The organism is Rarobacter incanus (assembly GCF_006715765.1).
Taxonomy (GTDB): domain Bacteria; phylum Actinomycetota; class Actinomycetes; order Actinomycetales; family Cellulomonadaceae; genus Rarobacter; species Rarobacter incanus.
This window is the reverse complement of record NZ_VFNV01000001.1, coordinates 2,344,885-2,370,135: the sequence shown is the minus strand read 5'-3', so window position 1 is coordinate 2,370,135 and position 25,251 is coordinate 2,344,885. Positions and strand designations below refer to the sequence as shown.

Genomic DNA, 25,251 nt, shown 5'->3' with positions numbered 1-25,251 from the left:
GCCTATCGGTTGTGTGGCGGCCTACAGCACGAACTGTTGGCCGACGGTGACCTCACACGCCTCGCCGGCGTAAGATTGCCGGGCTTCGGCAAGCGCCACTCCCGGAGTGTTCCATGCGGGGATGTGGGTGAGCGCCAGTCGCCGGGCCCCGGCGCGGGTGGCCGCGGCACCGGCCTGGGATCCGGTGAGGTGCAACCCCTCGATAGCGTCGTCGCGGCCCGTAACAAACGCGGCCTCGCACAGCAGCAGGTCCGCACCGGACGCCGCCTCGATCAGCCCGTCGCACAGCGCAGTGTCGCCCGAAAACGCCAGGATCACGTTCCGTCCCGGTTCCGCTTCGCTGGGCCCCTCGATGCGCAGGCAGTATGCCTCGATTGGGTGCCACGCCTTGTATGGCGTAATCGTGACCGGTCCGATCCTAACGGGCTCCCCGACGTTCCAGGCGGCCAACGCGAACGCGGGTTCGGGGTCCGGCACGGGGCGCTCGCCGCACAGTGCCGCGAACCGCTGCGGGGTCTCGGCGGGCCCCAGCACCAACAACGGGGCACGCAGGCACCTGCCGGAGTACATGGGGTGATAGCGCCGGTACACGTCAAGGCCCGACACGTCGGCCACGTGGTCGGCGTGCAGGTGGGTCAGCGCCACCGCGTCCAGTTCGACCGGTTCGACGAACCGTTGCAGCGCTCCGAAGGCGCCCGAACCCAAATCGAGGACGATATTCCAGGGACGGGAGCGCTCGTCCGTTACTTGCAGCAAATAGCAGGAGGCAGCACTTTCGGGGCCGGCGTAGGACCCCGAACACCCCACCACCGTCAGTTTCATGCGACCGGCTCGCTGCGCATTTCGCGTTCGACCTGGTCGACCTCCGGGCCGAGGAACCGGCGAGCCAGGCGCAGGAATACGTCGTTGTCGCCGGTGGAAACGAACCGGTGGTGCACCGGTCCCGCGTCCGGGTCCCGCAACAGATCCTGGGCCACCAGCGTGCGGTAAACATCGCGCGCTGTTTCGTCGGCCGAGGAGACAAGCGTGACCTTGTCACCCATCACATACGAAATGACGCCGGCCAAAAGCGGATAGTGCGTGCAGCCCAAAATAAGGGTGTCGATGTCCATTTCCAGCAGCGGTTCCAGGTAGCCGCGGGCGAGTTCCAGCACCCGCGGTCCCGTGGTGATTCCCGCCTCCACAACCTCGACAAATTCCGGGCAGGCCTGGGAAAAAATCTCCATGCCGGGCACCACCGCGAGCGCGTCGTTGTAGGCGCGCGAATCGACCGTGGCCTGGGTTCCGATGACGCCGATGCGTCCCGAGTGGGTGGCCGCCACGGCGCGGCGGGCGGCGGGCAGGACCACCTCGACGATGGGAACGCCGCGCCCAACGGTGTAGCGTTCGCGCGCATCGCGCAGCACTGCCGCCGATGCGCTGTTGCACGCTATCACCAGCATCTTCACGCCCTTTTCGACCAGGCGATCCATCACGTCGATTGCGAGCTTGCGCACCTGCGCCAACGGTTTTGGGCCGTAGGGAGAATGCGCCGTGTCGCCGATGTAGATGATTGATTCGTTCGGCAGCAGGTCCAAAACGGCGCGCGCGACCGTTAAGCCACCGACGCCAGAGTCGAATATGCCAATGGGTGCGTCGTTCACGCCAACAGCCTACTCGGCTTTGCTCCGGTGCCACCGGCTTTGGGGACGCGCGCGGCCCGGACGTGACTAATTCAACGCCCCGTGGGGCAGGTCCCACAGGGCCTCGATCAGGTTGCCCTGCAGATTAGCCAGCACGACGAAGGCGAGCCGTTCCGCGTCCAACCACATTACTTCGTACGCCTCGTCCTGGGTCGAAGCCTCGACCACGGCCTGCACGCGCTCGTAAACCGCCTCGACATCGCTATCGGCGCTCACGCCCAAATGCTCCGCTATTACCAAGCGCATGTCGGTCATGGCCGCGGCGAATCCCTGCGCTTCGCCCGCGCTCACCTCGAAAGCCACGGGACCGGTGGTCAGCTTCTGATCGACCTGGTTGCCTCCGTTCAGGCTCACCAGCATCCGGTCCAGGCGGTCCGCCTTGGTGCGGCGCAGTTCCGGCTGCGTCATCGCCCGGAACTCCGCGGCGACGGCTTGATCCGCGCAGGCATCGGGGAACATTCGTATCAGCGCGGGGTCGGCGGGCCGCCGGGCACCATCGCGCTCGGCCAGCGCCGCGGTGAGGTGGTCGGCGATGCTGGGCGGTTCCTCCAGGCCGCCCGCGGGCCGGCTGCTTCCACGATCCGCGGGTCCCTCGGATTCGAGGAGGTAGAGCGTGGCCTCGATGGTGTTTTGCAGCAGGAACGCCTCCGTTACCGAAAGGTAGGACACCAAAAGAGCGCCGTCTTCAAGGAATGGGGTGACCATTATTGTTCGGCCCTTTGCATGGTTGCCTGCAACCCGAACTGGTGCATGGCTTGCACGTCCGCTTCGACGCGTTCACGCGAGCCGGTGAAAACGATCGTCTTGCCCTCGTTGTGCACGCGCAGCATGAGTTGGCGGGCGTGGTCAGCGCCGTACCCGAAGTGACGCCTGAAGACGAATTCGACGTACGTCATCAAGTTGACGGGATCGTCCCAGACGACGACGTGCCACCGCGGAGCCGGGGAACGCAGAACCGCAACCTCCCCCTCGGGTGAAAGCCGCGTCGCAGAGCCCAGTTCCGCCTCATCGCGCTGTGCCATACCCTCCAGTCTAGCCAGGAACGTCGTAACGTAAAGGTGTGGATACTTCGCTTCTTGGTGGCGCTTCCCCGGCGATGCTCACCGACATGTACGAATTGACGATGCTGCGGGCGGCCCTTGCCGATGGCACCGCGCAGCGCAGATGCGTATTCGAGGTGTTCACTCGACGCTTACCCTCGTGGCGGCGATTCGGTGTCTTCGCGGGAGTGGGGCGGCTGCTCGAACTGATCGACGGGTTTCGGTTCACCGAATCGGACATCGCCTACCTTTTGCGGGCAGGAATTATCGACGAGGCCACCGCCACCTACCTGTCCGCGTACCGATTCACGGGAACCATCCGCGGGCTAGCGGAGGGTGAAATCTACTTCCCGGACACCCCGCTGATGACGGTCGAGGGCACGTTCGCCGAGGCCGTGGTCCTGGAAACCCTCATCCTCTCGGTGCTGAACTTCGATTCCGCCGTCGCGGCGGCGGCGTCCCGCATGACGGCCGCCGCCGGCGCGCGCCCCTGCCTGGACATGGGTGCGCGCCGCACCCACGAGGCGGCCGCGGTCGCCGCGGCCCGCGCCGCCGTCGTGGCGGGTTTCGCGGGGACATCCAACTTGGCCGCCGGAAAGCTGTGGGATATCCCCACCATCGGCACCGCAGCGCATGCGTTCACGCTGCTGCACGACGACGAGCAGCAGGCGTTCGATTCGCAGGTGCGGACGTTGGGGCGTGACACCACGCTGCTGGTGGACACCTACGACATTCCCGAGGCGGTGCGCCGGGCGGTGGCGGCCGCCGGGGATGAGCTTGGGGCGGTCCGCATCGATTCCGGCGATCTGGGAATCCTGGCCGCGCAGGTGCGTGAGATTCTAGATCAGCTGGGCGCCAACGAGACGAAGATAACGGTCACCTCGGATCTGGACGAGTACGCGATCGCGGCGCTCGCCGCGGCCCCCGTCGATTCGTTCGGGGTGGGGACGCGTTTGGTCACCGGTTCGGGGGCTCCCACCTGCTCCATGGTCTACAAGTTGGTGGCGCGCAGCGACGACTCCGGGGACATGGTGCCCGTGGCGAAGCGGTCCGCGGGCAAACCGAGCCTGGGCGGATACAAGCGACTTTTGAGGCAGTTCAGCGACGCGGGAGTCGCCACCAACGACTTGGTCCTAGTGGGCGATGAGCCCTCGGTGCGGGCCGCGCAAGCGCCGGCCGGTTCGCGGGACCTGCACGTGATTCACATCGACGGCGGCCAGATCGTGTCCGCCAACCGGGGTGTAGCCGGGTTGGCCCGCGCCGCACAGCGGCACCGCATGTCGCGCGGCGAACTGCCGCTGACCGCACTGCGCTTGTCATCCGGGGAACCCGCTGTGCCGGTGACCCACGCCCAGGCAGAACCTATCTAGCGTTTACCGACGAACCACTGCCGCACGGTGGCGATCCGGGCCTCGATCTGCTGGGGTGTTGCCTGGGGAACCTCCGGGCCGCCGCAGGCGCGCCGCAGCGCCGCATGGATCGAGCCGTGCGGCTGCCCCGACCTGCGCGCCCACGCAGACACCAGTTTTTGCAGTTCCTTGCGCAACTCGGTGGCGCGCCGATGGTCGAACTGATCGGTTGCGGGGGTCGGCCCCGCCTTCATGTGCTGCGCCTGACGCGAACGCAGCAAGCTCGACACCTGATCCGGTTCCAGCAGGCCCGGCAGACCCAAGAAATCCGCTTCCTCATCGGAACCCGGCTCCGCCCCCAGCCCGAACTCTCCGCCATCGAACAACACCTTATCGAAGGAAGCCTGCGCCTCGAGGGCCTCAAAACCTCCCTGCTCCAATAACGAATCCGAGGCCTTCTCTTCCCGATTTGCCGCCGCGAGCAGCGCATCCTCGGGGTTGAAATCGTCGTCGGCGCTGCGCTTCTTGTTGAGGGCGTGGTCTCGTTCAATTTCCAGCGCGTTGGCCAGTCCCAGCAGGTGCGGAACGGAGGGCAAGAACACCGAGGCTATCTCCCCGCGTTTGCGCGCGCGCACGAACCGGCCAACCGCCTGGGCGAAGTAGAGCGGGGTGGCGGTGGAAGTCGCGTACACGCCCACGGCCAGGCGCGGGACGTCAACGCCCTCCGAAACCATCCGCACGGCCACCATCCATCGCCGTTTGGGGTCCCCCGCAAATTCCTCGATGCGTTCGGAGGCGCCCGTATCGTCGGAGAGCACAACGGTGGGTGCCTGCCCGGTCACCTCGCGCAGCTGCTTGGCATAGGCGCGCGCATCGCTTTGGTCGGAGGCGATCACCAGGCCGCCGGCATCGGGGACCGAGCGACGTACTTCGGTGAGTCGCCTATCCGCGGCGGCGAGCACCTGCGCGATCCACTCCCCGGAGGGGTCGAGCGCCGTCCGCCACGCTTGTGCGGTCAAATCCTTAGTGAGCGGTTCCCCCAGGCGGGCGGAGACCTCGTCCCCGCTCTTTGTTCGCCACCTCATCGAACCGGAGTACGACATGAAGATGACCGGGCGCACGACGTGATCGCGCAGGGCCTCGGCATAGCCGTACGTGTAGTCGGCCTTGGATCGGCGCACACCCTCGCGGTCCTCTTCGTAGGTCACGAAAGGAATTGGCGAGGTATCGGACCGAAACGGCGTGCCTGTCAGCGCCAATCGGCGCGTTGCGCCTTCAAACGCTTCTTGTACCCCGTCACCCCAGGTCAGCGAATCGCCCGCGTGGTGAATCTCGTCGAGGATCACCAGGGTGCGACCCGCCTGCGTCTTGGCGCGGTGCAGCGCCGGGTTCGCGGCAACCTGCGCGTACGTGACCGCGACTCCGTGGAAGTGCGAGCCGTGCGTGCCCTGGGAGTTACGGAAGTTGGAATCCAGGCGCACGCCTACGCGCGCGCCCGCTTGCGCCCACTGGTGTTTGAGGTGTTCGGTGGGCGCGACCACGGTGACGCGGTTGATCACGCCCGCATCCAGCAAGGTTGTTGCCAGGCGCAGGGCGAACGTCGTTTTACCCGCTCCCGGGGTTGCCACCGCCAGGAAATCGCGCGGTTGGCTGCGCTGGTAGAGGTCGAGTGCCGCCGCCTGCCATGCTCGTAGCTTGGTCGCCGTGCCCCACGGGGCACGACTGGGGAACGCCGGCGATAGGTTCTGCGCGGCCGCCACGCGCACGGGCGCAACAGTGGGCTCGGGATCCTCGATCAGCGCCTCGAATAGGGTTGGACTATCTGAAAATGTCGAGGGATCGTTCACTTGTCGGCGTCGCCGTCCCCATCTTGCGGATCGCGCAACCCCTTGTATATTTCGTCACATATGGGGCAAACGGGAAACTTCTTGGGGTCGCGACCGGGCACCCAAATCTTGCCGCACAGTGCGACGACCGGCTTGCCCGAGAGCGCCGACTCGAGAATCTTTTCCTTGCGCACGTAGTGGCTGAACCGCTCGTGATCGCCGGGTTCCACCTCTTGGGTTTGTTCCTGGCGGTCCAATACGGCCGTCGCGGAACCCGCTGTCATCGGGTCGTCGAGCGACATGGGATTGTCGTCCAGGGGAGAAGTCATGGCCAACATTCTACGACCGAGCCTTGCCGTTCGAGTAGCGCGCCGCTCCGCTGGCCCGCTGGCCCGCTGGCCGAGTGGCCCGCACAGCGGGCGTATCGAGACCACACCCGCCCCTCATCTGATCTCGATACGCGCCTACGGCGCACTCGATCAGCGGGCCACCGCGCCTACGGCGCACTCGATCAGCGGGCCACCGCGCCTACGGCGCACTCGATCAGCGGGCCACCGCGCCTACCGCGCACTCGATCAGCGGGCCACCGCGCCTACGGCGCACTCGATCAGCGGGCCACCGCGCAGCGGGCGACTTCGCCGGTCGAGTGGCCCGCACAGCGGGCGTATCGAGACCACACCCGCCCCTCATCTGATCTCGATACGCGCCTACGGCGCACTCGATCAGCGGGCCACCGCGCCTACGGCGCACTCGATCAGCGGGCCACCGCGCCTACGGCGCACTCGATCAGCGGGCCACCGCGCCTACGGCGCACTCGATCAGCGGGCCACCGCGCGGGCTCACCGCGGCCGCCTACGCGTCGGCGACGAATGCGATGTCCTGGCTCACGACGTCCGAATACAGTGTCGCGCCGGGAGCGCAGACGACGTGGATGATGTCCCCGAAGTCGGCGCCAGGAACCAGCTCCGCCAGATTGTTGGGGCGAACCACAAGCCCTCTCGCGTCGAAATGACAGGCTGGCGCCCCGCGGTCTAGGGCGGCGAAGAAGATGTCGGACTCAACCAGGTCCAAGAAGAAGTGGGACCCAAAACTCAGATCGGGAGCAAAATCCATGCCCGGTTCGGTTATCTCGATGAGAGCCGCCGCGTTGTTGATCTCCGCGAAGTGGACGGGCACCCCCAGGTCGGTGGTGCTGGTCCCCCACCGCCCGGGCCCGATGAACATGATCCGTTGACCGGCGAGTGCGCGGTTGACCTCACCCAGCTCGCGGGCGACCCCGTAGCGCTGCTGCTGCCCCAAAACCAGGTACCTCTCCGGGCGAACATAGACAACCGCGTCAATGGGCATATGAACGTTGCCGCCCATGAAGTTCCCCCGCGACCGCCAAATGTCGGACTGCGGGTCCGCGGCGGGCACACTCACCGCATCGCCGATGCCGCGGGTTTGCAACGGCCTGCACTGAACCAGGCAGACGCGGAACTCGTCATTCCTGGTCATATTCACGGTGAACTCTATATCGACCGGATAGTCGTAGGCCTGCGCCAGGGTGTGCATCAGGTTTCGCATGAACGGAGCAAAGTCCCCGCTCAGTAGGCCCGCGAAGTCGCATGTGCGCGGGACCTCGACAACGTGGCGACCCAATTCCCGCAGGCGCCGCATCTGCTCCCTGTCCACGGAAAAGAACTGGTCCCAGTTCAGCTCGATGTCGGCGATCTGCCCGACCGGGACGGTGGTGAGCTCATTGGTGGCAAGGTTCAGCACGTCTGCCTGGCGCTGGGCGTACCGTCCCGCTTCCTCCAGGGAGAACGGGCTGCGCCGCGGGTGGTCGAGCGTGACAATCCGCGCGTAGTCGTCCGACAGGTGATCGACCGCGCGCGTTCCGAGGCCCACAACCATTCGTAGCGCTCCGGCCGCCGGGTCAATGTCGGGCGACCAGACATACAGGTTGTGCGAGTTACCGACACCGCCAGCGTGCGGGAAGAACAATTCCGCTCCGTGGTGGTCGCCCGAAACGCGCTGCACCAGCACGGCCATCTGCTCGTCGGAAGTGCTCAGGTTCCTGCGCTCGCGGTACGTGAGGGCCTCCGGGCTCATGGTGGATGCGTACACGATCCGCACCGCTTCTTCGAACGCACGCAGCCGGTCCTCCGGGCTTCCCTGGTTCGCACAGAAAGCCGATTCGTACTTGCCAGCGAATGCGTTGCCGAAGTTGTCCTCCAGCAACGAACTTGAGCGGATCACGATTGGCGACTGCCCGAAGTACTCCAGGAGCCGCAGGAATCGTTCACGCACGCTCTGCGGGAATTGACCGGTTCGCAACCTCTTGAAAAGGCGCGCGCCTGCGCTGTGGTAGTGCTCCGGCTGCTTTTGAAGCATCCATTCTTGCCACAGGCCGTTGGCGACGATGTAGGTGAGAAACAGGTCCGATCCTAAGTAGAACGAATCGTGTGCCTCCAGGCGCGGTGCCAGTTCGCGGTTGCCCTTCGCAATCGCGCCCGCGGTCAGCATGCCGACCGATTTGCCGCCGATGAACCCGGTCCCGATCTCCCTATCGGCAATCGAAAGCAGATCCGCCAGGCCAAGGTGTTTGCGGGCCAACGCGTTCATGCGCTCCCCGCGCCCCAGCAGCAGCGCCGCCAGCGTCCCCGCGATGCGTTCCTGCGCCCGAACGTCCGCGGAGGCCACGGCCTTTGCCCCGTCGTGGATCAGCCCGCGCCACCGATCCAGGGGCTCGCGTTGGCTGGCTACCTGCCCAAATAGCCGCGACGTTTCTTCGCTTGCAGTGACCGGCTCGGCGCTGGTGTCCGCGACGCGATGCGGAAAATACATGGTCGGGCTGTAGCGGTCGGCCGCTTTGAGGACGTGCACGTACGTGTTTCCCTCGACCCGGTACAGATCGAGCAGAAGTTGCGTTGTTTCGCGTATCCCCGCAATGGTCTCGAACGTGTGGTTGGTGCGCAGCAAGCAGAAATAGGCGACCGTATCGAGGTCGTAGAGGTACGGGCAGGTCACCTTGAAGAAATTCATGACCATCAGGTCCGAGTACCACACACCGAGCAGGTCCGTCAGCGAATCGAAGACGTAGTATGCGCCCACCCCCTCGCGCGTTATCACGCGGTGAATGTTGGCCGCGAATCGTTCGAACCCTTCTCGCGGGTCAACGATTTCGACGGTGATGCCGGTTAGGTCCGCAAGGACCGGATCGTGTTCGGCGAACCGGAAGTAGACGATGGCGCGCCCGTCGCCGCGCGCCTTTCGCACGAACCGCTGCGCCATGTCGCGGTAGTCGGCGATGTCGTCGATCTGCCACACGACGTTATCCCCCAGGCGCAGCCCGGAAACCACCGCATCGACCCCGGCGTGCCCGGTGCTGGCGTGCCCCGCGAGCGCGCACGACTCGCGGCTAGTTACGTTGCGATTCGCCTCCATGGAACCACCCTACTTGGCCCCTGTGACACCCTCCGCGGCGAGGCGCCTGCGCAGCAGGGCGGAATATATCGCCGGGGAGCGCACCAGGTCCCCCATCCCCAGCGCCACGAATGCGCAGAGCGCCATGGGCAGGACGTGCGTGACAGTTCCCACCATCTCGACGGTCAAGACAATGGAGGTCAGAGGACTCTTCACGGTTGCCGTGAGCGTCGCCGCCATCGCCGCGACGGCGAACACGGCCGCGTCGTCGCGCGCCGCCCAGCCGGCGGAAACGAGCAGGGAACCGCAAACCGCTCCGCTCAGCGCTCCCGCCGCGAGCACCGGCATGAAGATGCCGCCGGGGACACCGGAGGCGAAGCTCGTCATTGAGAACAACATTTTCCCGGCCAGCAATGCGATAAGGGGGACGAGGCCCGCCACCGCATTTTCCGCGAGTTCGATCAGGTTTTCGCCGCCGCCAACCAACGACGGTGCCCACAGTCCAACCCCGAGAGCAACGAAGCTCGCCGCGACGATTCGCCAATACATCGCAATTGCGCCGGCGACGCGCGACATCCACAGGTATCCGCGCGTCATCGCGGCCCCCGTCAAACCCGCAACAACTCCGATAGGGATCAACCACGCGTACTGGCGCAGCAGTAAGAATCCCAGGTCCACGAACGAGAGCACCGGTTGCAATCCGAATACCGCCGATGCAAGGAAATCCGCCACGAAAGCGCCCGCCGCCGCGGCGAGGATCACGAACGTGGAAAAGGACGTGTGCAGCTTTTCCAGCGCAAAGACAATCCCCGATAGCGGCGCACCGAACGCGCCAGACAGGCCGGCGGCGGCGCCCGCAGTGATGAGGTAGTCGTCGGTTATCTGGCTCTTCGCAGATGAGGGTGTATCCGGGATTCGGGCGGCGGTGGCCGGATAGGGAGCAAGGTCCCCCGAGGATGGAAGTTCCGACACCGCCCATCTGGAAGGCCGCGACGTGTTCAACGCTAACTTCGTCGCGGCCGGCCGCTTGGGTCCCCAGGCGGTTGCACGTGCGGCCCTAGGCGCAGCGAAAGAGAAGGCCCCGGAACCACAAGGGTTCCGGGGCCTTCAAGGTGGAGGTGCCGGGAATCGAACCCGGGTCCGGTGACGGTCACCCACGAATTCTCCGGGTGCAGTCTGCTATGGCATTTCTTGGCCCCAGCACTCACGCAGACAAGTTGCTGACAGGCCCAGTCGGCTAAAAGCCCCGCCCGCCCCACCGACGAGGACGGACAGCGGTGGCTCCCTAGATGACGCCAGGATCCGGAGCGGAAGCTACCCCGGGCTGACGGACTTCATGTGCGCTCGCGCTATCAGGCAGCGAGGGCGAAGTCGGTGCGCTTGGAATCGGCACCTATTGGTTTGCAAGCATCGTTTACGAGATAAGCCTGCATCCTCGACCCGCTTCGCGTGGAATCACGACCACCGTCGAAACCGATCACCCCCATGTTCAGTTATCAAAGCAGCTGCGGACCAAGCCCAGCGACCGCCTCCATTCTATCGGGTACCACGGGCGGTCGTCACCCTTATTAAATTGTTTCCGCACCGCTGCGTCACCGGGCACGGCCAAAGCTACATGACGGCCTTGGGTACCACGTAGCTTTCCTTCATCTTCGCCAAGTCGCTCTTGGTGGCCTCGTGAAAGCCGCTTCCGGCCGGGATCGCTTTGCCTCCCTTTACTTTCCACGTGGAGTTCTTCTTGATCCCAAGGTACCCATCCGATCCACCCGACATGATCTCTTTGCCACGCAGCTTCCCCACGGAGTTCCCGCCGCTAGCGGCCAAATCACCCCAATTCACCCACACCATGTTCCCCCGTTGTGTCACGATGAGGTACCCACCCATCCACTTCGGGTCATAGCTCGACGAGGCGCCGGGATACCGTTTGATCTCCTTGACGTACGTCCGCACGACGGGCTTCCCGCGGACGTCCGAAGGCTTTGCCAGGAGCTTCCACGAGGCGCGGGCCGAGACGGTGCCACACGCCCCCGCGGCGATGGCATAGCGACCGTAGGCGACAGTGACGCCCTTGCTGGATACGGCCCAACGGCGTCCGTTCTTTGGCAGTTCCATGTAGTACGAGCCGTCGACGACGCAACTGGAGTTCTTCGCCTGGATGGTCCTGTCGATGACCGCGTTGTTGTATGTTCGCAACAGCGACTTATACGCCAGAACCCGCGAGATCTTGAATGCCTTGCGAGTGCGCAGATCGATATTGACCGAGTAGGGTACCTGGTTGCTCACACCACCACACCCGGAAATCATCATCGTATCTAAGAGCACCGATGCGTAACGGCCCTGATAGACATCGGCCGAAAGCACAAACACTCGCAACTCGGCCGGGCCGGAATTCTCATTATTAGGGTCATAGCAGCCGTTGTGCCAATCGAGCACATATTTCTTCGCGGCCTCGACCCTTTTTGCGATAGCGGCGTTGACAACCTTGCGCTGTTTTGCGCTGCCACCGCGCAGGTAGGGTCGCTTGACGCTCAGTTTCATACCGTGCCCCGCCGCAAGCGTGGACACCGACTTCTTGATCACGAAACGCGCCGCCCGCTTCGAAGACCCCTTCGCGGTATCCTTCTTGCCAGATTTCTTCTTCGCAGCGCCGACGGTGCCGCCCTGGAAGGCAAGGGAATCCCGGCCACCTACCGATGAGGCCGCGAGCGATGACGGGGAACTCGTCCCTGTGTCCGCGTCGGCCCCGAACGATCCAGCCGCGCCGGCCTGCGACACTGAACCACCGGCAACCATCGCCGCTATCGCCACCGCACCTACTATTGCCCGCATTATGTAACTCCCGACCGATTGACACTCGGACCCCCAAGCATATGGCGCGTGATCGGTCGCGGCAACCGGGAGCGACCGGCTAACCCAATTCGCGGTAGCGCATCGAGCGTTGCGCCTCGAGATTGTCCTGCCGCTCGCGCAGGGCCTGACGCTTGTCCCATTCCTTCTTGCCCCGCCCGACGCCGATCTCGACCTTGACCCGTCCATCCAGGAAGTACAAGGACAACGGCACGATCGTGTATCCCTTTTCGCGAATCCGTTGATCCAACCGGTCGATCTCGAAGCGGTGCAAAAGCAACTTGCGTTTGCGGCGCGGAGCGTGGTTCGTCCACGTTCCCTGCGCGTATTCGGCAATATGCGCCGCCTCCAGCCAGGCCTCACCGCGATCCACCGCGACGTAGGCGTCGATCAGCGACGCCCGTCCGGCCCGCAACGCCTTGACTTCGGTTCCGGTCAGCACCACGCCGGCCTCCAACACGTCATCGATCGCATAGTCATGACGCGCCCGCTTGTTCGACGCGATGAGCGTCTTCACCGGGACCCGGTCCGGAACCTTTTTGGACGGCGTCGGGGCAACATTGAACATACGATTCTTCGCCATGGATACAGCCTCCTAAGTGCGGGTGCGGCGCCGTGCCTATCGTGGGGTGCGAGGCACCGCGCCACGCCCCTCCAGGCCGCGCCCGCCCCCGCGATCTCGGCCCTCAGCCTAGTACAACGCTCCCGGCAAAGCCCGTTTTTATTTCGCGACCATCACCGCGTTGCAAGCTACGAAAGCTTCGTGACGGGGTTCACGGTGTTGCCGTTGACGTATACCTCGAAGTGGAGGTGACACGCGGTAACCGTGCCCGTCGCGCCCGCGTATCCGACCAGGTCGCCGGCCTTGACCTTCTCACCGGTGCTCACCGCAAACTTGGACAGGTGGTTGTAGCTGGTCATCAGGTTGGACCCACCCACGGTGCCGTGGTTGATCATGACCTGGTTACCGTAGCCATATCGCAGCTTGGCCCACTCGATCGTGCCACCGCGAGCCGCGTAGATCGGCGTCCCGCAATACGCCCGGAAGTCGGTCCCCGCATGCAACCGCCAGTAGTGCAAAACCGGGTGATAGCGCATCCCGTACGACGATGTGATGTACGGAACGGCGGTCGGGTACTTGAGCACGCCGGAACCCTTGCCGCCCCCGGACGAGCCGCCGTTGGACGATCCCCCACCCGACCCGCTGGATCCCGAGGATCCGCCGTTGGCCTTGCCTTCCTTTGCGGCCTTCTCGGCGGCCTCGCGGGCCTTGCGTTCCTGTTCCTCGCGTTGCTTCTTCAGGCGCGCCCGCTCGGCCTTGGTCAGGCCGATGAGCTTTTGGATCTCATCGGAGAGGTTGTCGCCGTCCTCTGCCAGCTTCTTCTGCTGCTCCTGCTCGGCGGCCTTTCGCGATTCGAGCGTCGCAGCCGCGCTCTTTTGATCGGCCTCAAGCTTTTCGAGCTTCGACTTGGCGGCCGAAGCGGCGTCGCGCGCCGTCTTGGTGTCGACGATGTTTTGTTGCGCTTGCGTCTGCAACGAAGAGATCGTTTCCTTCGTCGCTTCCAATCGCACCTGCATGTTCGTCGCCACGGCGTTGGCTTCCCGCACGGCCTGCATCGCTTCGGACTCCGTGCGGATCGCGGTTTGCGACAGGTTGTACTCGGCAAGCACGTCGCCGAAATCGCTTGCCCCCACGACCAGTTCGACCGATGTCATCCGGTAGTTCCCGGCGGCGTAGTCGCGCGCCATCTGCGCTATGCCGTTGCGCGCCTTCTCGGTATCTGCTTCGTTCTTGGTGATCTGCTCCGCGATGGCCGACTGCTCTTGTTTGGCGTCATCGAGGCGTTCGGCGATGCTGGCCGCCTCGCGCTGCGCGACCTCGTATTCGCCATTGGCCTTGTCTAACTCGGCCTGCGCGACGGGAATCTGCGCCTGCGTCTTTTCTAGTGCTTCGTAGGCCTTGGTCAATTCCTTATCAGAGTGCTCGAGGTCGTCAACGATGTCGTCTTGCGCCTGCTCATTGGCTTTGGCATTCGCCTTGGCCTTGTTGAGCTTGGCCTGCAAATCGGCTAGGTCGTCGGCGCCCGCCGCCGGCGCGAACGTCATCGCGGCAACTAGGCCGGCCGCCACCAGACCGGCTACGCCCCGTAATCGCATCGAATCACACCTTTAAGAATCGTCGCAGGGTCAGGGCGGATGCTGCCATCGCCACGACCACGGCCGTAACGATGAGATATGGCGCTATCGTCCACACGTCGTGGGCGGTGACCACGGGCACCCATTGCAGGCTGCTCGATTGGGCGGCCTGCCCCAAATACTTCACCGCGGCCCACAGGCCGGTGACCGCCAGCACGCTGCCGATCAGCGCAGCGAACGCGCCTTCCAACATGAACGGCAAGCGGATGACGAAGTTGGAGGCACCAACCAGCCGCATGATTCCGGTTTCGCGACGGCGGCTCAGCGCCGACAGGCGGATGGTCGTGGTGATCAGCAACACGGCCGCCAATAGCATCACCGCAGCCAGCGACGCGGCGACGATGGTGGCCCCATTCAGGACGCGAAAAATAGGCTCCAGGATCTGCCTTTGGTCCTGCACCTCCTCGACGCCGGGTTTCCCGGTCAGCACATCGGCAATAACCTGATACTTCTGCGGATCGACCAGCTTGATGCGGAACGAGGCGTTCATATCCGCCTCGGTGACTTGCGATAGCAGCCACTGGTCGGCGAACCGCTTCGAGAAGGACTTCCACGCGTCGGCCTTCGATTCGAAACTGACCTTTTCGATTTCCGGCGCGACTTCCGGCGAAGCCAGCACCGACTCGATTTCCTTGATCTGCGCTTCCGTTGCCTCCCCCGACGCACACTGGGTCTTCGCAGAATTAGTCGGGCACAAAAGCACCGAAACCTCGACCTTGCCGTACCAGTCATCCTTGAATTTAGTCACCTGGGTCTGCAGCAGCGCGGCCGATCCGATGAATGTCAGCGATACGAACGCGACAATGATGACGGCAACAGTCATGGAGAGGTTGCGGCGCAGACCGATCCAGATCTCTGAAGCTATGAATTGGAAACGCACGTTCTTTTTCTCCTAGCGGGATGCGCCGTAGACGCCGCGGGATTGGTCGCGAACCAGATCCCCGGTGGAAAGTTCGATCACGCGCTTGCGCATCTGGTCAACGATCTCGTCGTCGTGAGTGGCCATGACGACCGTGGTGCCGCTGCGGTTGATGCGGTCCAGCAACCGCATGATCCCGAGCGACGTCGTCGGGTCCAGGTTTCCGGTGGGCTCATCGGCCAGCAAAATCGGCGGTCTGTTCACCATGGCGCGCGCGATCGCGACGCGCTGCTGCTCGCCTCCGGAAAGTTCGTGTGGTCGACGTTTTTCCTTCCCCGCCAACCCGACCAATTCCAGCATCTCGGGCACAGTGGTGCGAATTTGGTGACGAGGCCGCCCCGTGACTTGCAACGCAAAGGCCACATTTTCGAACACATTCTTGTTGGGCAACAGGCGGAAATCCTGAAACACCGCTCCGATATGGCGCCGCAGCGCGGGGACCTTCCAATTGGACAGTCCCGTGAGATCCTGGCCCGCCACGAATATCCGACCCGTCGTCGCTCTCTCCTCGCGCAGCACAAGGCGCAAGAACGTCGATTTGCCCGACCCCGAGGCGCCGACCAGGAACACGAATTCCTCGCGCTCTATCTCAAGCGAGATGTCGTTGAGTGCGGGTCGCGCCCCGCGCGCGTACACCTTGGTCACGTTGTCGAACCGAATCACGTGCTGCGATCCCCTTGCCTCGAATTGTGTCGATGGTCGGCACTAGTCGTGTTTGAGCCTATGGCCACGCTCGGGGGGTAACGCCCAGACACGCCGGAATTCAGGAAACGCTCAGCGGCGCAGGCGCGGTGTCACATTCAGCTATCCGCCCGGTCCTGGGACCGGCGCCAGCGGATTCCGGCCTCGATGAAGTCGTCGATGTCACCATCAAAGACCGCGCCCGTGTTCCCCACCTCGTGCTCGGTGCGCAAGTCCTTGACCATCTGATAGGGCTGCAAGACGTAGCTGCGCATCTGATCGCCCCAGGACGCCTTGATGTCGCCCGCAAGCTCCTTTTTCTTCGCTCGCTCCTCCGCTTGGCGCTCCAAGAGCAGCCGCGACTGAAGCACGCGCAGGGCGGCCGCACGGTTCTGGATCTGCGACTTTTCGTTCTGCATCGACACGACGATCCCGGTGGGTATGTGCGTCATGCGGACCGCCGAATCGGTGGTGTTGACCGATTGCCCACCTGGCCCCGATGATCGGAACACGTCCACCTTGATTTCCGATTCCGGAATTTCGATCGAATCGGTCTGTTCGATGAGCGGGACAACCTCCACTGCGGCGAAAGAGGTCTGCCTGCGTCCCTGGTTGTCGAACGGAGAGATGCGCACGAGCCGGTGGGTGCCCGCCTCGACGCTCAGCGTGCCGAACGCATAGGGCGCCTTGACCTCGAAGGTGGCGGATTTGAGCCCCGCCTCCTCCGCGTACGAGGTATCGAGTACGGACGTGGGGTAGCCGTGCCGCTCGGCCCAGCGCAGGTACATGCGCAGCAGCATGTCGGCAAAGTCGGCCGCGTCGATGCCCCCGGCCCCGGCCCGGATGGTGACCACCGCTTCGCGCGAGTCGTATTCACCGCTCAAAAGCGTGCGCACTTCCAGCGCGTCGAGGTCCTTGCGGATCGCGGTGAGCTCGTTATCGGCCTCCGCGAGCAAATCGTCGTCGCTTTCCTCGCCCGCCAACTCGACCAGCGCTTCCAGATCATCGATCCGGGCCTCCATCGAGGTTATGCGTTCCAGCTCGGATTGCGCCTGCGACAACGCCGAGGTCACTGCTTGGGCCTTTTCCTGGTCATCCCACAAATCTGGGGCGGCCGCCTGCGCGGAGAGGTCCGTGATCTTTGCGCGCAACGCCGCGGGGTCGGAAACAGCGGAGATCGTCCCCAGAGTCGATCGCAACTGTGAGATTTCAACGGGAAAATCAGTAGTGGCCACGATCCTCAAGGCTACGCGACGTTTCGTCGGTTACCGAACCCACGCGCGCTCCCGGCCGATATTTATATGAACGAGCACCCCACTCGCCGCCCCACACTTGACGTTCCATGCCCCGTATTAGGATGGGGCCACCTACTCGCCATGGCCGGAGGGCCCGTGCTCAGTGTTAACCAAAGACGGCGCGCAGCCGCGGCCGTCGTCTGCATCGCGCTCACTACCGTCGCATGCCTTCCGGGTGCGCTGGATCCCTACACGCTTCCCAAGATTGCGGTCGCCTACATAGGCATCGCCCTCGCTGCATCCGTTCCGGGGTGGGCGAGGTTACCGCGGCCCTTGGTCTTGCTGATGTGTGCGGGGGGCGTTTGGTTGGCGATCGCCGCCGCACTCGGTGCCGCACCCGCGCAGGCGCTGGCGGGCGCCGCCCCACGATTCGAGGGAATCATCACGATTCCGGCCTACATCGGTTCGTTGTGGGCGGGTGCTCGCTTGCTGTCGGCCGGCGACGAACCCGCCTCACCTCAAGCCGCGGCGCGCGGGAAGCCAAGACGCTCCACACTCGCGCGGCCATGGACGCCGTGGCCCGCGCTGAACGCTTCGCTGAGCGTCCTTGCGATCGTTCTGCTGGCCGGGGCGCTGCTCAACGCGGCCGGCCACGACCCGGTATCCCACGCACCCGACCTCCAGCGAATCATTTCCCTGCTCGGAAACGCGACCGATCTGGGCGTTGTCAGCGCCCTGATCGCACTGCTGCTCGGCGCCGCGGCCGCCGAGCGCGCGACAACCACCGCCAACGCGGTTCGCCACCTCTCGCTGTGGCTCTACGCCGTGGGCGCCGCGGCCGCCGCCTGCTCGGTCGCGCTCAGCGGGTCGCGCGCCGCCGTTCTTGCCCTGGTGGCGGGCGTGATCGTCGCGGCCGCGGCAATGGGCCTGCGCGCTCTGATTCTTCACCGCCGCCGCGCCGCCGCACCCGACGGCGCACCCGCGCGCCGCTCAACCGCGCCCGGCAGAACGTACCCGGTGTGGATCGGCGCGATCACTGTGGGTGTGGTCGGCGCCGTCTTCCTCATCCCCGCGACCGCGCAGCGGTTCACCGGCGTCAAGGCCTCATCGATCCGGACGATAACCGGCCGTTTCGAGATTTGGCAGGCCACCTTGCAGCTCATCCGCGATCATCTTTGGACGGGGGTCGGACCCAGCGGCTACGAAGCCGCAATCAGCCCCTACCTCGGCGTCGACTATGCCCGGGACATCACCTTTCACACAGAGCTGGATTCGCCGCACAACTGGATCTTGCAGGTTACCGCCGTCGGCGGTCTACCACTGCTCGCAATCACGCTGGGGGGTGTGGCGTTCTTGGGCACCGTCGCAGTTCGCGCGATCATCAACGCGCCGCCCAGCACCGCCTGGCAGTTTGCGGCTCGCTTCGGCGCGGCGACCGGAGTCGGCGCGGCACTCTTGACGCACCTGACAACTCCCGGCATCCTGCCCCTTGCGCTGCTGGTCCTGGGCTCGGCAATCGGATCGCCGCCGCGCGTGCGCGGCTCGCGGGATGCCTCCAGGTGGGCGGCGCCCGCATGGCTGGCGGCCGCGGGCGTGCTGGCCGCGCTGACATCCGTCGCAGCCGCATCGCAGTACGCACTGTCCACCGCGAGCAGCCAAGCCCGCAGCGGCGACGGTGCGGCCGCCTTGCAAACATGCGACCGCGCCGCCAGCGCCATGCGGTGGAACCGCGACGTGGAATCGCAGTGCGCGCAGCAATTCGCTGCAGCGGTGCAGTCGCTGAGCGACGGAGGGCGCACGGATGCCGTCCAGGCGGTGGCCGCTGCCGCGATCACGGAGGCGACGCGGGCCATCAGCGCCAACGGCGCAGACCTCGGCGCGCTCGAAGCACGAGCCGTCGCCTACCAGCTAACTGGCGACTTCGAATCCGCGGATCGGGATCTGTCTGTCATCGTCGATGCGACGCCCTACGACGTGGATGTCCTGGTGCGGCGCGGCACCGTGCGCGCGAATCTGGGTGATATCAACGCGGCCAAGCAAGACTACGAGGCCGCACTCGCGATAGATTCCGATAACGACACCGCCAGCAACAACCTCACCGTGCTGCGTGGTCTTTAGGCAGCGGCCGCGAGCGCGCCGTGCAACCCGGCGCTACGACTGGCAGCTGCCGGTTGGCACGGCCGCGCTGAGCGAGGAGGCTTTGTTCATCGCGGGTTCGATCTCGCTTGCCGACAACGCGTATCCGAGGTTCTTGGCGGTGGTTGAGGCAGCGAACACCATTCCGGCGACCTCCCCGGATTCGGTCAGCACCGGCCCCCCGGAGTTCCCGGGCTCGATATCCGCCGCCATCGCGTACATCTGGCGGCGCGGGGTTGTCTTGCCGTCTTGCGTTTGGAAGGCGCCCTTGCCGACGTAGGTCACGATCGCGTTCCCCACCGACAGCGGGCCCCCATAGGGGTAGCCCGCGACTAGCGCGCGGCTTCCCTTCGCCATATTCGGGACCAAGGCCAGGGGGCGGGGGCCCTCGTCCTTCACCTTGATAATCGCAACGTCGCTGCCCTCATCGAAGTAAACAACAATCCCGCTGCTGGCGTAGCCGCCGGGGGCTTGAATGATCGGCTTGTTGACCCCGGCAACGACGTGGGCGTTCGTCATGACGTGGCTGGCATCGACGAAGAACCCGCTCCCGCTCGACGTGATACCGCAGGCGACCGCCGCACCGCTGATGGCCGCGACCGACTCCAGCGCGGTGCGTATCTGCGGGGTTTGCGTCGCGAATGTCGGCACCGCCGGCTGATCGCCGAGACCGAAGATGTCGCCAATGCTAGCGATCGCGGACGGCACCTCGGACGCCCGCGCGGCGGCGATCAGGCGTTGCGCGGGCGCCGGGATGATCCGCTCAATCGCCCCGACCACCTGCGAGGACGCGGCGGCCGTCGAAAGCCCCGGGATCCCCAACGAAACCAAAAGCGAGGCAACGAGGCTGTAGACCAGTCCCAGCCCGGCCGCGCTCAGGGTCGCCCCCGCCATGCGATCGAAGGGGCCCAAACGGGTGCCGTCGGCGTTTGCCCGCGCCGCAGTTCCCAGGTACCCACCGAGGCGGGCGCCGCCAATCGGCAAGAAGAGCGCCAGCGCGACGGCGATCGGCACGCGCCAGTGCTGACTCGGCAGTTGCCCCGTCGCCCACGGAATCGCAAACCCGGCAAGAATCGCGCCCACGATGAAACCGCATACCATTGCCAGGGTGCCCAGCAGCCCGCGCCTCGCACCGGCAACGAAGGCTATGACCAGGCCCGCGATCAACGCGATGTCAGTTCCGGACACTAGCTACCCGCCCAGGGTTGGGTCGATGTCGATCTGATCGCTGACCCAGGGATAGCCCCACCGCATCAGCGCATAGGCGGCCGCCACGACGAGCGCGACCGCCTCGATGGTTTTCAGCCACGTCGGGCCCGGCAGCAGCCTCCACACCAGTGCGTACATGCTCACTCCGCCTTCTCGATGTGATCCAGGATTTGCTCGGGGGTGCCCTTGTCCCGATCCAGCCACCCCACCAGCTTGGCGTGCACGACCCAGCGATGAGAGTTGCCCCACTCCCCCAGCGTCGGTGAGTGGCAGGTGGTGAGCGTTAGGTACCGCTCGGTTGGTGCGGCGTCCGGGTCGTTGGGCACGGGCGCGACAACCTGCGTCTGGTCGGGGGTGACGATCTCGTGGCTTTTCACCTCGTAGACGTACCAGGTGGTCTTCGTTTCGACGATGATTTGGTCTCCCCGTTCCAGCACGTTGATGTAGCGGAACGAGTTCCCGTGCGTGCGGCGGTGACCCGCAAGCGAAAAGTTCCCTATATCCCCCGGCATGACGGTGTGGACGTAGTGCCCGGCGGCGGCCTGATCCAAGATCGCCTGCGTGGTGCCTTCGCGGATCGGCATGTCGTTGTCGGTCTTGTCGTACCACTTCGGGATGATCAGGACCCCGAACGTCTCCCCGGGCGCGACCTTGTCCATGACCGGGGGTGTGCCCGTGGTCGTCAAGGGCGTGGTTGCCAGCACCGGATCGGGAATCTGGGCGCGGAACTGCGAAACTTGCGAGGTTGCCACGGCCGCGGCCTCGTCAGAGGACCACCACACCTGCCACGCCACGAATCCAAGGATCAGTATTCCGGCTGTTATGAGCAATTCACCGACGAGGCCAACCAGCGCCGATACGACCGATCTACCGCGGCGGGGGCGCGCGTGCCTGTGCGCGGGATGCGCCCGCACAAGCGGTTCCGGCGCGGCGAATGTTGGCTCCATCGCATCAATAGTAGGTTGCCCTGCCCAACTTTTATCGTCGCGGCGGCGAGCGATCTGGCGTCCGCCTGCGTTGTTTCGGTAAATTCGAGGGGTGAAACCCAAAACCGCGCCGGCAGGCGCCCCATTCGCCACGCCCGCCACGCCCGCCACGCCCGCCACACCCGCCGTGCCCGCCGTGCCGTTACCGCGCGGGCCACAGATCAGTCGCATACCGGTCGTGGACGTGCAGCCCGTGATCGAGGGGGGACGCTGGGCGACCAAGGCGGTGGTCGGGGAGGTCGTGCCAGTTTCGGCGACGGTGTTCCGCGAGGGCCACGACTTGTACCGGGCCACGGCGGTGCTCATAGATCCGTCCGGGCGCGTTCACACGCGGGCCCCGATGCGCGAGGTCGGCACCGGCCTGGACCATTGGGCCGGTGCCGTCGTCCCCGACGCCGTGGGCGATTGGGGCCTGCGGGTAGAGGGGTGGTCCGACCCATACGGGACGTGGTGCCACAATGCGCACATCAAGATTCCCGCGGGCATTGATGTCGAGTTGACCCTGGCCGAGGGCGCTGAGGTGCTGCGGCGGGCGGCCGCCCAGGCGTCGCGCACAAAGGACGACGCGACCACGCTGGCACAAGCCGCCGCCACCGCCGTGGACGCATCGCTGAGCATCGCGTCGCGTTTCGCCGCGGCCACCTCCGCACCCGTCACGGGAATCTTGGACCGCGAACCGCTGCGGGAACTCGTCTCCGGTTCCCCCACCTACCCACTGCGCGTCGACCGCGAGGCCGCTTTGTGCGCGTCCTGGTACGAGTTTTTCCCGCGTTCGGAAGGCGCCTACCAGGACCCCGATGGTAACTGGCATTCCGGCACCTTCGAGACCGCGACCGGCCGCTTGCCCGCAATCGCCGCCATGGGCTTCGACACCGTCTATCTCACTCCCATCCACCCCATCGGGACAACCGAACGCAAGGGCCGCAATAACACTCTCGGGGCGCGGCCCGGCGATCCTGGATCGCCGTATGCGATTGGCTCGCACGAGGGCGGCCACGCGGACATCCACCCCGAGCTGGGTGACGAGGCGGATTTCGCCGCCTTCGTGGCCGCCGCCCGCTCCCACGGTCTCGAAGTCGCCATTGACCTGGCGTTGCAGTGTTCGCCCGATCACCCGTGGGTCAAGGAGCACCCGCAGTGGTTCACAACCCTTCCCGACGGCTCCATCGCGTATGCGGAAAACCCGCCGAAAAAGTACCAAGACATCTACCCGCTGAATTTCGACAACGATCCCGAGGGGATTTATCAGGAAATCGCTCGCATACTGCGCGTGTGGATAGCGCGCGGGGTCACTGCTTTCCGGGTCGATAACCCGCATACCAAGCCGCTTCCCTTCTGGGAAAGGCTGCTCGGCGACATCCGCTCGACGAACCCCGAGGTGTTGTTCCTGGCCGAGGCGTTCACGCGCCCCGCGATGATGAAGACGCTGGCAACCATCGGGTTCCATCAGTCGTATTCCTACTTCACGTGGCGAAACACGAAGTGGGAACTGGAAGAGTACTTCTCCCAGATAGCCGATGAGCAAGCGGGAGTCATGCGCCCCAGCTTCTGGCCGACCACGCACGACATCCTTCCGCCCTACCTGCAAAACGGTGGAATCGCGGGTTTCAAGGTGCGCGCGATACTCGCCGCAATGTCCTCGCCGCTGTGGGGCATTTACTCCGGATACGAACTGGTCGAAAACGTGCCGCGCCCCGGGGTCGAAGAGCAGATCGATAACGAAAAATACGAATTCAAGCCGCGCAACTGGTCGCTCGCGCAGCACTACGGGATAGCGGACCTGCTCACGCGCCTGAACGGGATAAAGCGCAATCACCCGGCCCTGCGCCAGCTACGAAACCTGCGGGTCCACCCGACCACCAGCGACGATTTGGTTGCCTTCTCGCACCACCTCGATGCCGCGTACACGCCATCGCACGTTGCGGACACGGTGCTGACGGTGGTCAACCTCGACCCGCATGGAGCCCGCGAGGGAATCGTCCACCTGGATCTGGGCGCGATCGGCCTGGGTGATCTGGGGAACGGCACCGTGACCGCCTACGACGAGTTGTCGGGCGAGACGTACCAGTGGGGCGCGCAGCCGTTCGTGCGCCTGGATCCCGCCGAAAAGGTCGCCCACGTCGTGCACCTGCGGCGCAACTGATGACGCTCTTCGCGCAGCCGCGCGAGGTTCCCGCGCAGATCGCGCGGGTGCTGGCCGGGTGGTTGCCACAACAGCGCTGGTGGCCCGGTGATTGCGCATGGCAGTCGGCCACGGCAGTTGACCTGGCCGACAACGTCACGGTGTGGTTGTTGCGCACTGCCGGCGGGATAACCGTGCAGGTCCCGCTCGTGCTTCGCGAGGACCGTTTGGCCGGGCAGCCCGCTTCGCCAGCGCCGCCTGCGCACGGGGTTTCCGGGTCGCCCGACGGCGGGCGCGGGTCCGCCACGACCAGCAGCGATGCAACGGTCGTCTCTCTCAGCGCTTTCGCGGCGCGCACGCGCGCGCCGGCTCCCCCGGGTCTGATAGGTACCGCGCAAATAGGCACCACGCGCGTCCAGGTCATCGACGCCACGCACGATCCGGCTTTCCATCGCGCGTTGTTGCGCAACCTGCGTGTCATTGAGCCCTGGGCGGGGGCGCCGACGGGTCCGCTGTTGATTTCGCCTGACGAGGCCCCCTCGCCCGCACCCGATCGCGGCGTCAGCGCCGACGTACCCGAGGGCAGCATTGGCGCCGTGTTGGGCGTTGAGCAGTCCAACACTTCGATCATCATGCCGCGAATCCACGGTGGCATCATCGTCAAGGTCATGCGCAATGTCGTGGATGGGGCCCAACCGGACCTAGACGTGCCCAATGCCTTGGCCGCGGCGGGATTCGCGCACGTGCCGCGCACCTACGCGGTGTTGGAGTCCGGGGTCGACGACGGACGGTTCATTGCGCGCTGGACGGCGACGCTGGCGATTGTGTCGCAACTGGTCCCCGAGGCGGAGGACGGGTTCACCCGCGCGTGCGCCATGGCGGCCTCCGGAATCGATTTCGCCCGCGATTGTCGGTCCCTGGGTGCCGACCTAGCGGACATGCACGGGGCCCTGCGCCGCGCGTTTCCCGTCGGCATCGAAACGGCGCATGAGGTACTAAACCGAGTCGCGGAGCGAATAGACCACAGCGCCTCCGGATGCGGGTTTGTTGCCGAGTTACTCGGCCCGATCGATACCTTCTTGGATGCGCTGCGACGCGACGTCGTCGACGAGCCGGTGACAGTGCAGCGCCTCCACGGGGATCTGCACCTCGGGCAAACCTTGCATTCGCCCTTCGGCTGGTGGGTGCTCGATTTCGAAGGGGAACCGCTGCGGCCGCTGTCGTTCCGGTTGGCGCCGGATCTTCCGCTACGCGATCTGGCGGGAATGCTGCGCTCGATCGACTATGCCGCGGCTCTGGCCGATGCCCCGGATCCGGGATGGCGGGGGCGGGCACGCGAAGCGCTCTTGCAGGGCTACGCGGACAACGTCGGCCCCCTCGACCCGCGCCAGCCCCACCCGCGCGGCGCTAGCGCAGATGCGCTGCTCACTGCGTTCGAGCTGGAGAAGGCGTGCTACGAGGTCGGTTACGAGATGACGCAACGCCCGCAGTGGGCGTGGGTCCCCCAAGACGCTGTCAACCGCATCCTGGGGCCATTCCTCTGATTCGGGAGCGGACTCGGTGCCGGCGCCCCTAGTCCTCGTCCAGGAGCTGCACGACCGCAACCACGCAGGGC

Annotated in this window: 21 protein-coding genes and 1 other RNA gene; 4 read left to right on the top strand and 18 right to left on the bottom strand. The window is 65.3% G+C overall.

Annotation, left to right across the window (positions count from 1 at the left end):
• Nucleotides 1–21: 21 nt before the first annotated feature.
• From FB389_RS09800 to clpS, 4 genes are all read right to left on the bottom strand, one after another.
• Nucleotides 22–822, bottom strand: coding sequence for an MBL fold metallo-hydrolase (locus FB389_RS09800; protein ID WP_142113172.1), 801 nt, complete (start codon nucleotides 820–822; stop codon nucleotides 22–24).
• Nucleotides 819–1,643, bottom strand: a complete 825-nt coding sequence (gene murI, locus FB389_RS09795) for a glutamate racemase (protein WP_142113170.1) — start codon at nucleotides 1,641–1,643, stop codon at nucleotides 819–821. Before murI ends, FB389_RS09800 begins: the two co-directional genes overlap by 4 nt.
• Nucleotides 1,644–1,709: 66 nt before the next feature.
• The gene (locus FB389_RS09790) at nucleotides 1,710–2,387 is read right to left on the bottom strand and encodes a DUF2017 family protein (protein WP_142113169.1); all 678 of its coding nucleotides are present in this window, start codon (nucleotides 2,385–2,387) and stop codon (nucleotides 1,710–1,712) included.
• Entirely contained in the window at nucleotides 2,387–2,704 is a 318-nt protein-coding gene (gene clpS / locus FB389_RS09785; protein WP_142113167.1) for an ATP-dependent Clp protease adapter ClpS, read from the bottom strand. The genes FB389_RS09790 and clpS overlap by 1 nt, the downstream gene beginning before the upstream one ends.
• Nucleotides 2,705–2,778: 74 nt before the next feature.
• On the opposite strand from clpS, the gene FB389_RS09780 reads away from it, so the two are divergent.
• Nucleotides 2,779–4,092: a nicotinate phosphoribosyltransferase gene (locus tag FB389_RS09780; protein WP_142113731.1), complete on the top strand. Its 1,314-nt coding sequence runs from the start codon at nucleotides 2,779–2,781 to the stop codon at nucleotides 4,090–4,092.
• On the opposite strand, the gene FB389_RS09775 is transcribed toward FB389_RS09780, so the two are convergent.
• The 11 genes from FB389_RS09775 to prfB form a co-directional block, all read right to left on the bottom strand.
• A complete protein-coding gene (locus FB389_RS09775; RefSeq protein ID WP_142113729.1) occupies nucleotides 4,089–5,870 on the bottom strand; it encodes a DEAD/DEAH box helicase in 1,782 nt (593 codons plus the stop codon). The genes FB389_RS09780 and FB389_RS09775 overlap by 4 nt on opposite strands.
• Nucleotides 5,871–5,914: 44 nt before the next feature.
• Nucleotides 5,915–6,226, bottom strand: coding sequence for a DUF3039 domain-containing protein (locus tag FB389_RS09770; RefSeq protein ID WP_142113165.1), 312 nt, complete (start codon nucleotides 6,224–6,226; stop codon nucleotides 5,915–5,917).
• A gap of 523 nt (nucleotides 6,227–6,749) precedes the next feature.
• Nucleotides 6,750–9,326 (bottom strand): PEP/pyruvate-binding domain-containing protein, encoded by a 2,577-nt coding sequence (locus FB389_RS09765; RefSeq protein WP_142113163.1) that lies wholly within the window; start codon nucleotides 9,324–9,326, stop codon nucleotides 6,750–6,752.
• A 9-nt stretch (nucleotides 9,327–9,335) separates the two neighbouring features.
• Nucleotides 9,336–10,277, bottom strand: coding sequence for a chloride channel protein (locus tag FB389_RS09760; protein WP_170207952.1), 942 nt, complete (start codon nucleotides 10,275–10,277; stop codon nucleotides 9,336–9,338).
• Nucleotides 10,278–10,415: 138 nt separating this feature from the next.
• Nucleotides 10,416–10,790: a transfer-messenger RNA gene (gene ssrA / locus FB389_RS09755) on the bottom strand.
• A 126-nt stretch (nucleotides 10,791–10,916) separates the two neighbouring features.
• The gene (locus FB389_RS09750) at nucleotides 10,917–12,134 is read right to left on the bottom strand and encodes a hypothetical protein (protein ID WP_142113159.1); all 1,218 of its coding nucleotides are present in this window, start codon (nucleotides 12,132–12,134) and stop codon (nucleotides 10,917–10,919) included.
• 79 nt (nucleotides 12,135–12,213) lie between these two features.
• On the bottom strand, nucleotides 12,214–12,720 hold the full coding sequence (gene smpB / locus FB389_RS09745) for an SsrA-binding protein SmpB (RefSeq protein WP_246043720.1): 507 nt from the start codon (nucleotides 12,718–12,720) through the stop codon (nucleotides 12,214–12,216).
• Nucleotides 12,721–12,902: 182 nt separating this feature from the next.
• Nucleotides 12,903–14,309 carry a M23 family metallopeptidase gene (locus FB389_RS09740; protein WP_142113154.1) on the bottom strand — a complete coding sequence of 469 codons (1,407 nt, stop codon included), beginning with the start codon at nucleotides 14,307–14,309 and terminating at the stop codon, nucleotides 12,903–12,905.
• Between the two features lie 4 nt (nucleotides 14,310–14,313).
• Nucleotides 14,314–15,228, bottom strand: coding sequence for a permease-like cell division protein FtsX (gene ftsX / locus FB389_RS09735; protein WP_142113152.1), 915 nt, complete (start codon nucleotides 15,226–15,228; stop codon nucleotides 14,314–14,316).
• A 12-nt stretch (nucleotides 15,229–15,240) separates the two neighbouring features.
• Entirely contained in the window at nucleotides 15,241–15,930 is a 690-nt protein-coding gene (gene ftsE, locus FB389_RS09730; protein WP_142113150.1) for a cell division ATP-binding protein FtsE, read from the bottom strand.
• A gap of 137 nt (nucleotides 15,931–16,067) precedes the next feature.
• Entirely contained in the window at nucleotides 16,068–17,183 is a 1,116-nt protein-coding gene (prfB, locus tag FB389_RS09725; RefSeq protein ID WP_142113148.1) for a peptide chain release factor 2, read from the bottom strand.
• A 156-nt stretch (nucleotides 17,184–17,339) separates the two neighbouring features.
• On the opposite strand from prfB, the gene FB389_RS09720 reads away from it, so the two are divergent.
• A complete protein-coding gene (locus tag FB389_RS09720) occupies nucleotides 17,340–19,301 on the top strand; it encodes an O-antigen ligase family protein (RefSeq protein WP_170207951.1) in 1,962 nt (653 codons plus the stop codon).
• A gap of 33 nt (nucleotides 19,302–19,334) precedes the next feature.
• Here the strand turns inward: FB389_RS09720 and FB389_RS09715 are convergent, their stop codons facing one another.
• The 3 genes from FB389_RS09715 to FB389_RS09710 are packed head-to-tail and all read right to left on the bottom strand — an operon-like array spanning nucleotide 19,335 to nucleotide 21,475.
• Nucleotides 19,335–20,507, bottom strand: a complete 1,173-nt coding sequence (locus tag FB389_RS09715) for a MarP family serine protease (RefSeq protein WP_142113143.1) — start codon at nucleotides 20,505–20,507, stop codon at nucleotides 19,335–19,337.
• 3 nt (nucleotides 20,508–20,510) lie between these two features.
• Complete coding sequence (locus FB389_RS10540; RefSeq protein WP_170207796.1) at nucleotides 20,511–20,672, bottom strand: hypothetical protein; 162 nt, start codon at nucleotides 20,670–20,672, stop codon at nucleotides 20,511–20,513.
• Nucleotides 20,669–21,475, bottom strand: coding sequence for a class E sortase (locus FB389_RS09710; RefSeq protein ID WP_142113141.1), 807 nt, complete (start codon nucleotides 21,473–21,475; stop codon nucleotides 20,669–20,671). Before FB389_RS09710 ends, FB389_RS10540 begins: the two co-directional genes overlap by 4 nt.
• A gap of 91 nt (nucleotides 21,476–21,566) precedes the next feature.
• Here FB389_RS09710 and FB389_RS09705 point away from each other — a divergent pair, with 91 nt between their 5' ends.
• Nucleotides 21,567–23,657, top strand: coding sequence for a maltotransferase domain-containing protein (locus tag FB389_RS09705; RefSeq protein WP_425467258.1), 2,091 nt, complete (start codon nucleotides 21,567–21,569; stop codon nucleotides 23,655–23,657).
• Complete coding sequence (locus tag FB389_RS09700; RefSeq protein ID WP_142113138.1) at nucleotides 23,657–25,180, top strand: hypothetical protein; 1,524 nt, start codon at nucleotides 23,657–23,659, stop codon at nucleotides 25,178–25,180. The genes FB389_RS09705 and FB389_RS09700 overlap by 1 nt, the downstream gene beginning before the upstream one ends.
• The last annotated feature ends 71 nt before the right edge of the window (nucleotides 25,181–25,251 follow it).

Coding starts and splice junctions, on each gene's coding strand:
- FB389_RS09800 (WP_142113172.1), bottom strand. CDS start 822: ATGAAACTGACGGTGGTGGGGTGTTCGGGGTCCTACGCCGGCCCCGAA.
- FB389_RS09790 (WP_142113169.1), bottom strand. CDS start 2,387: ATGGTCACCCCATTCCTTGAAGACGGCGCTCTTTTGGTGTCCTACCTT.
- clpS (WP_142113167.1), bottom strand. CDS start 2,704: ATGGCACAGCGCGATGAGGCGGAACTGGGCTCTGCGACGCGGCTTTCA.
- FB389_RS09780 (WP_142113731.1), top strand. CDS start 2,779: ATGCTCACCGACATGTACGAATTGACGATGCTGCGGGCGGCCCTTGCC.
- FB389_RS09770 (WP_142113165.1), bottom strand. CDS start 6,226: ATGACTTCTCCCCTGGACGACAATCCCATGTCGCTCGACGACCCGATG.
- FB389_RS09765 (WP_142113163.1), bottom strand. CDS start 9,326: ATGGAGGCGAATCGCAACGTAACTAGCCGCGAGTCGTGCGCGCTCGCG.
- FB389_RS09750 (WP_142113159.1), bottom strand. CDS start 12,134: ATGCGGGCAATAGTAGGTGCGGTGGCGATAGCGGCGATGGTTGCCGGT.
- smpB (WP_246043720.1), bottom strand. CDS start 12,720: ATGTTCAATGTTGCCCCGACGCCGTCCAAAAAGGTTCCGGACCGGGTC.
- FB389_RS09740 (WP_142113154.1), bottom strand. CDS start 14,309: ATGCGATTACGGGGCGTAGCCGGTCTGGTGGCGGCCGGCCTAGTTGCC.
- FB389_RS09710 (WP_142113141.1), bottom strand. CDS start 21,475: ATGGAGCCAACATTCGCCGCGCCGGAACCGCTTGTGCGGGCGCATCCC.
- FB389_RS09700 (WP_142113138.1), top strand. CDS start 23,657: ATGACGCTCTTCGCGCAGCCGCGCGAGGTTCCCGCGCAGATCGCGCGG.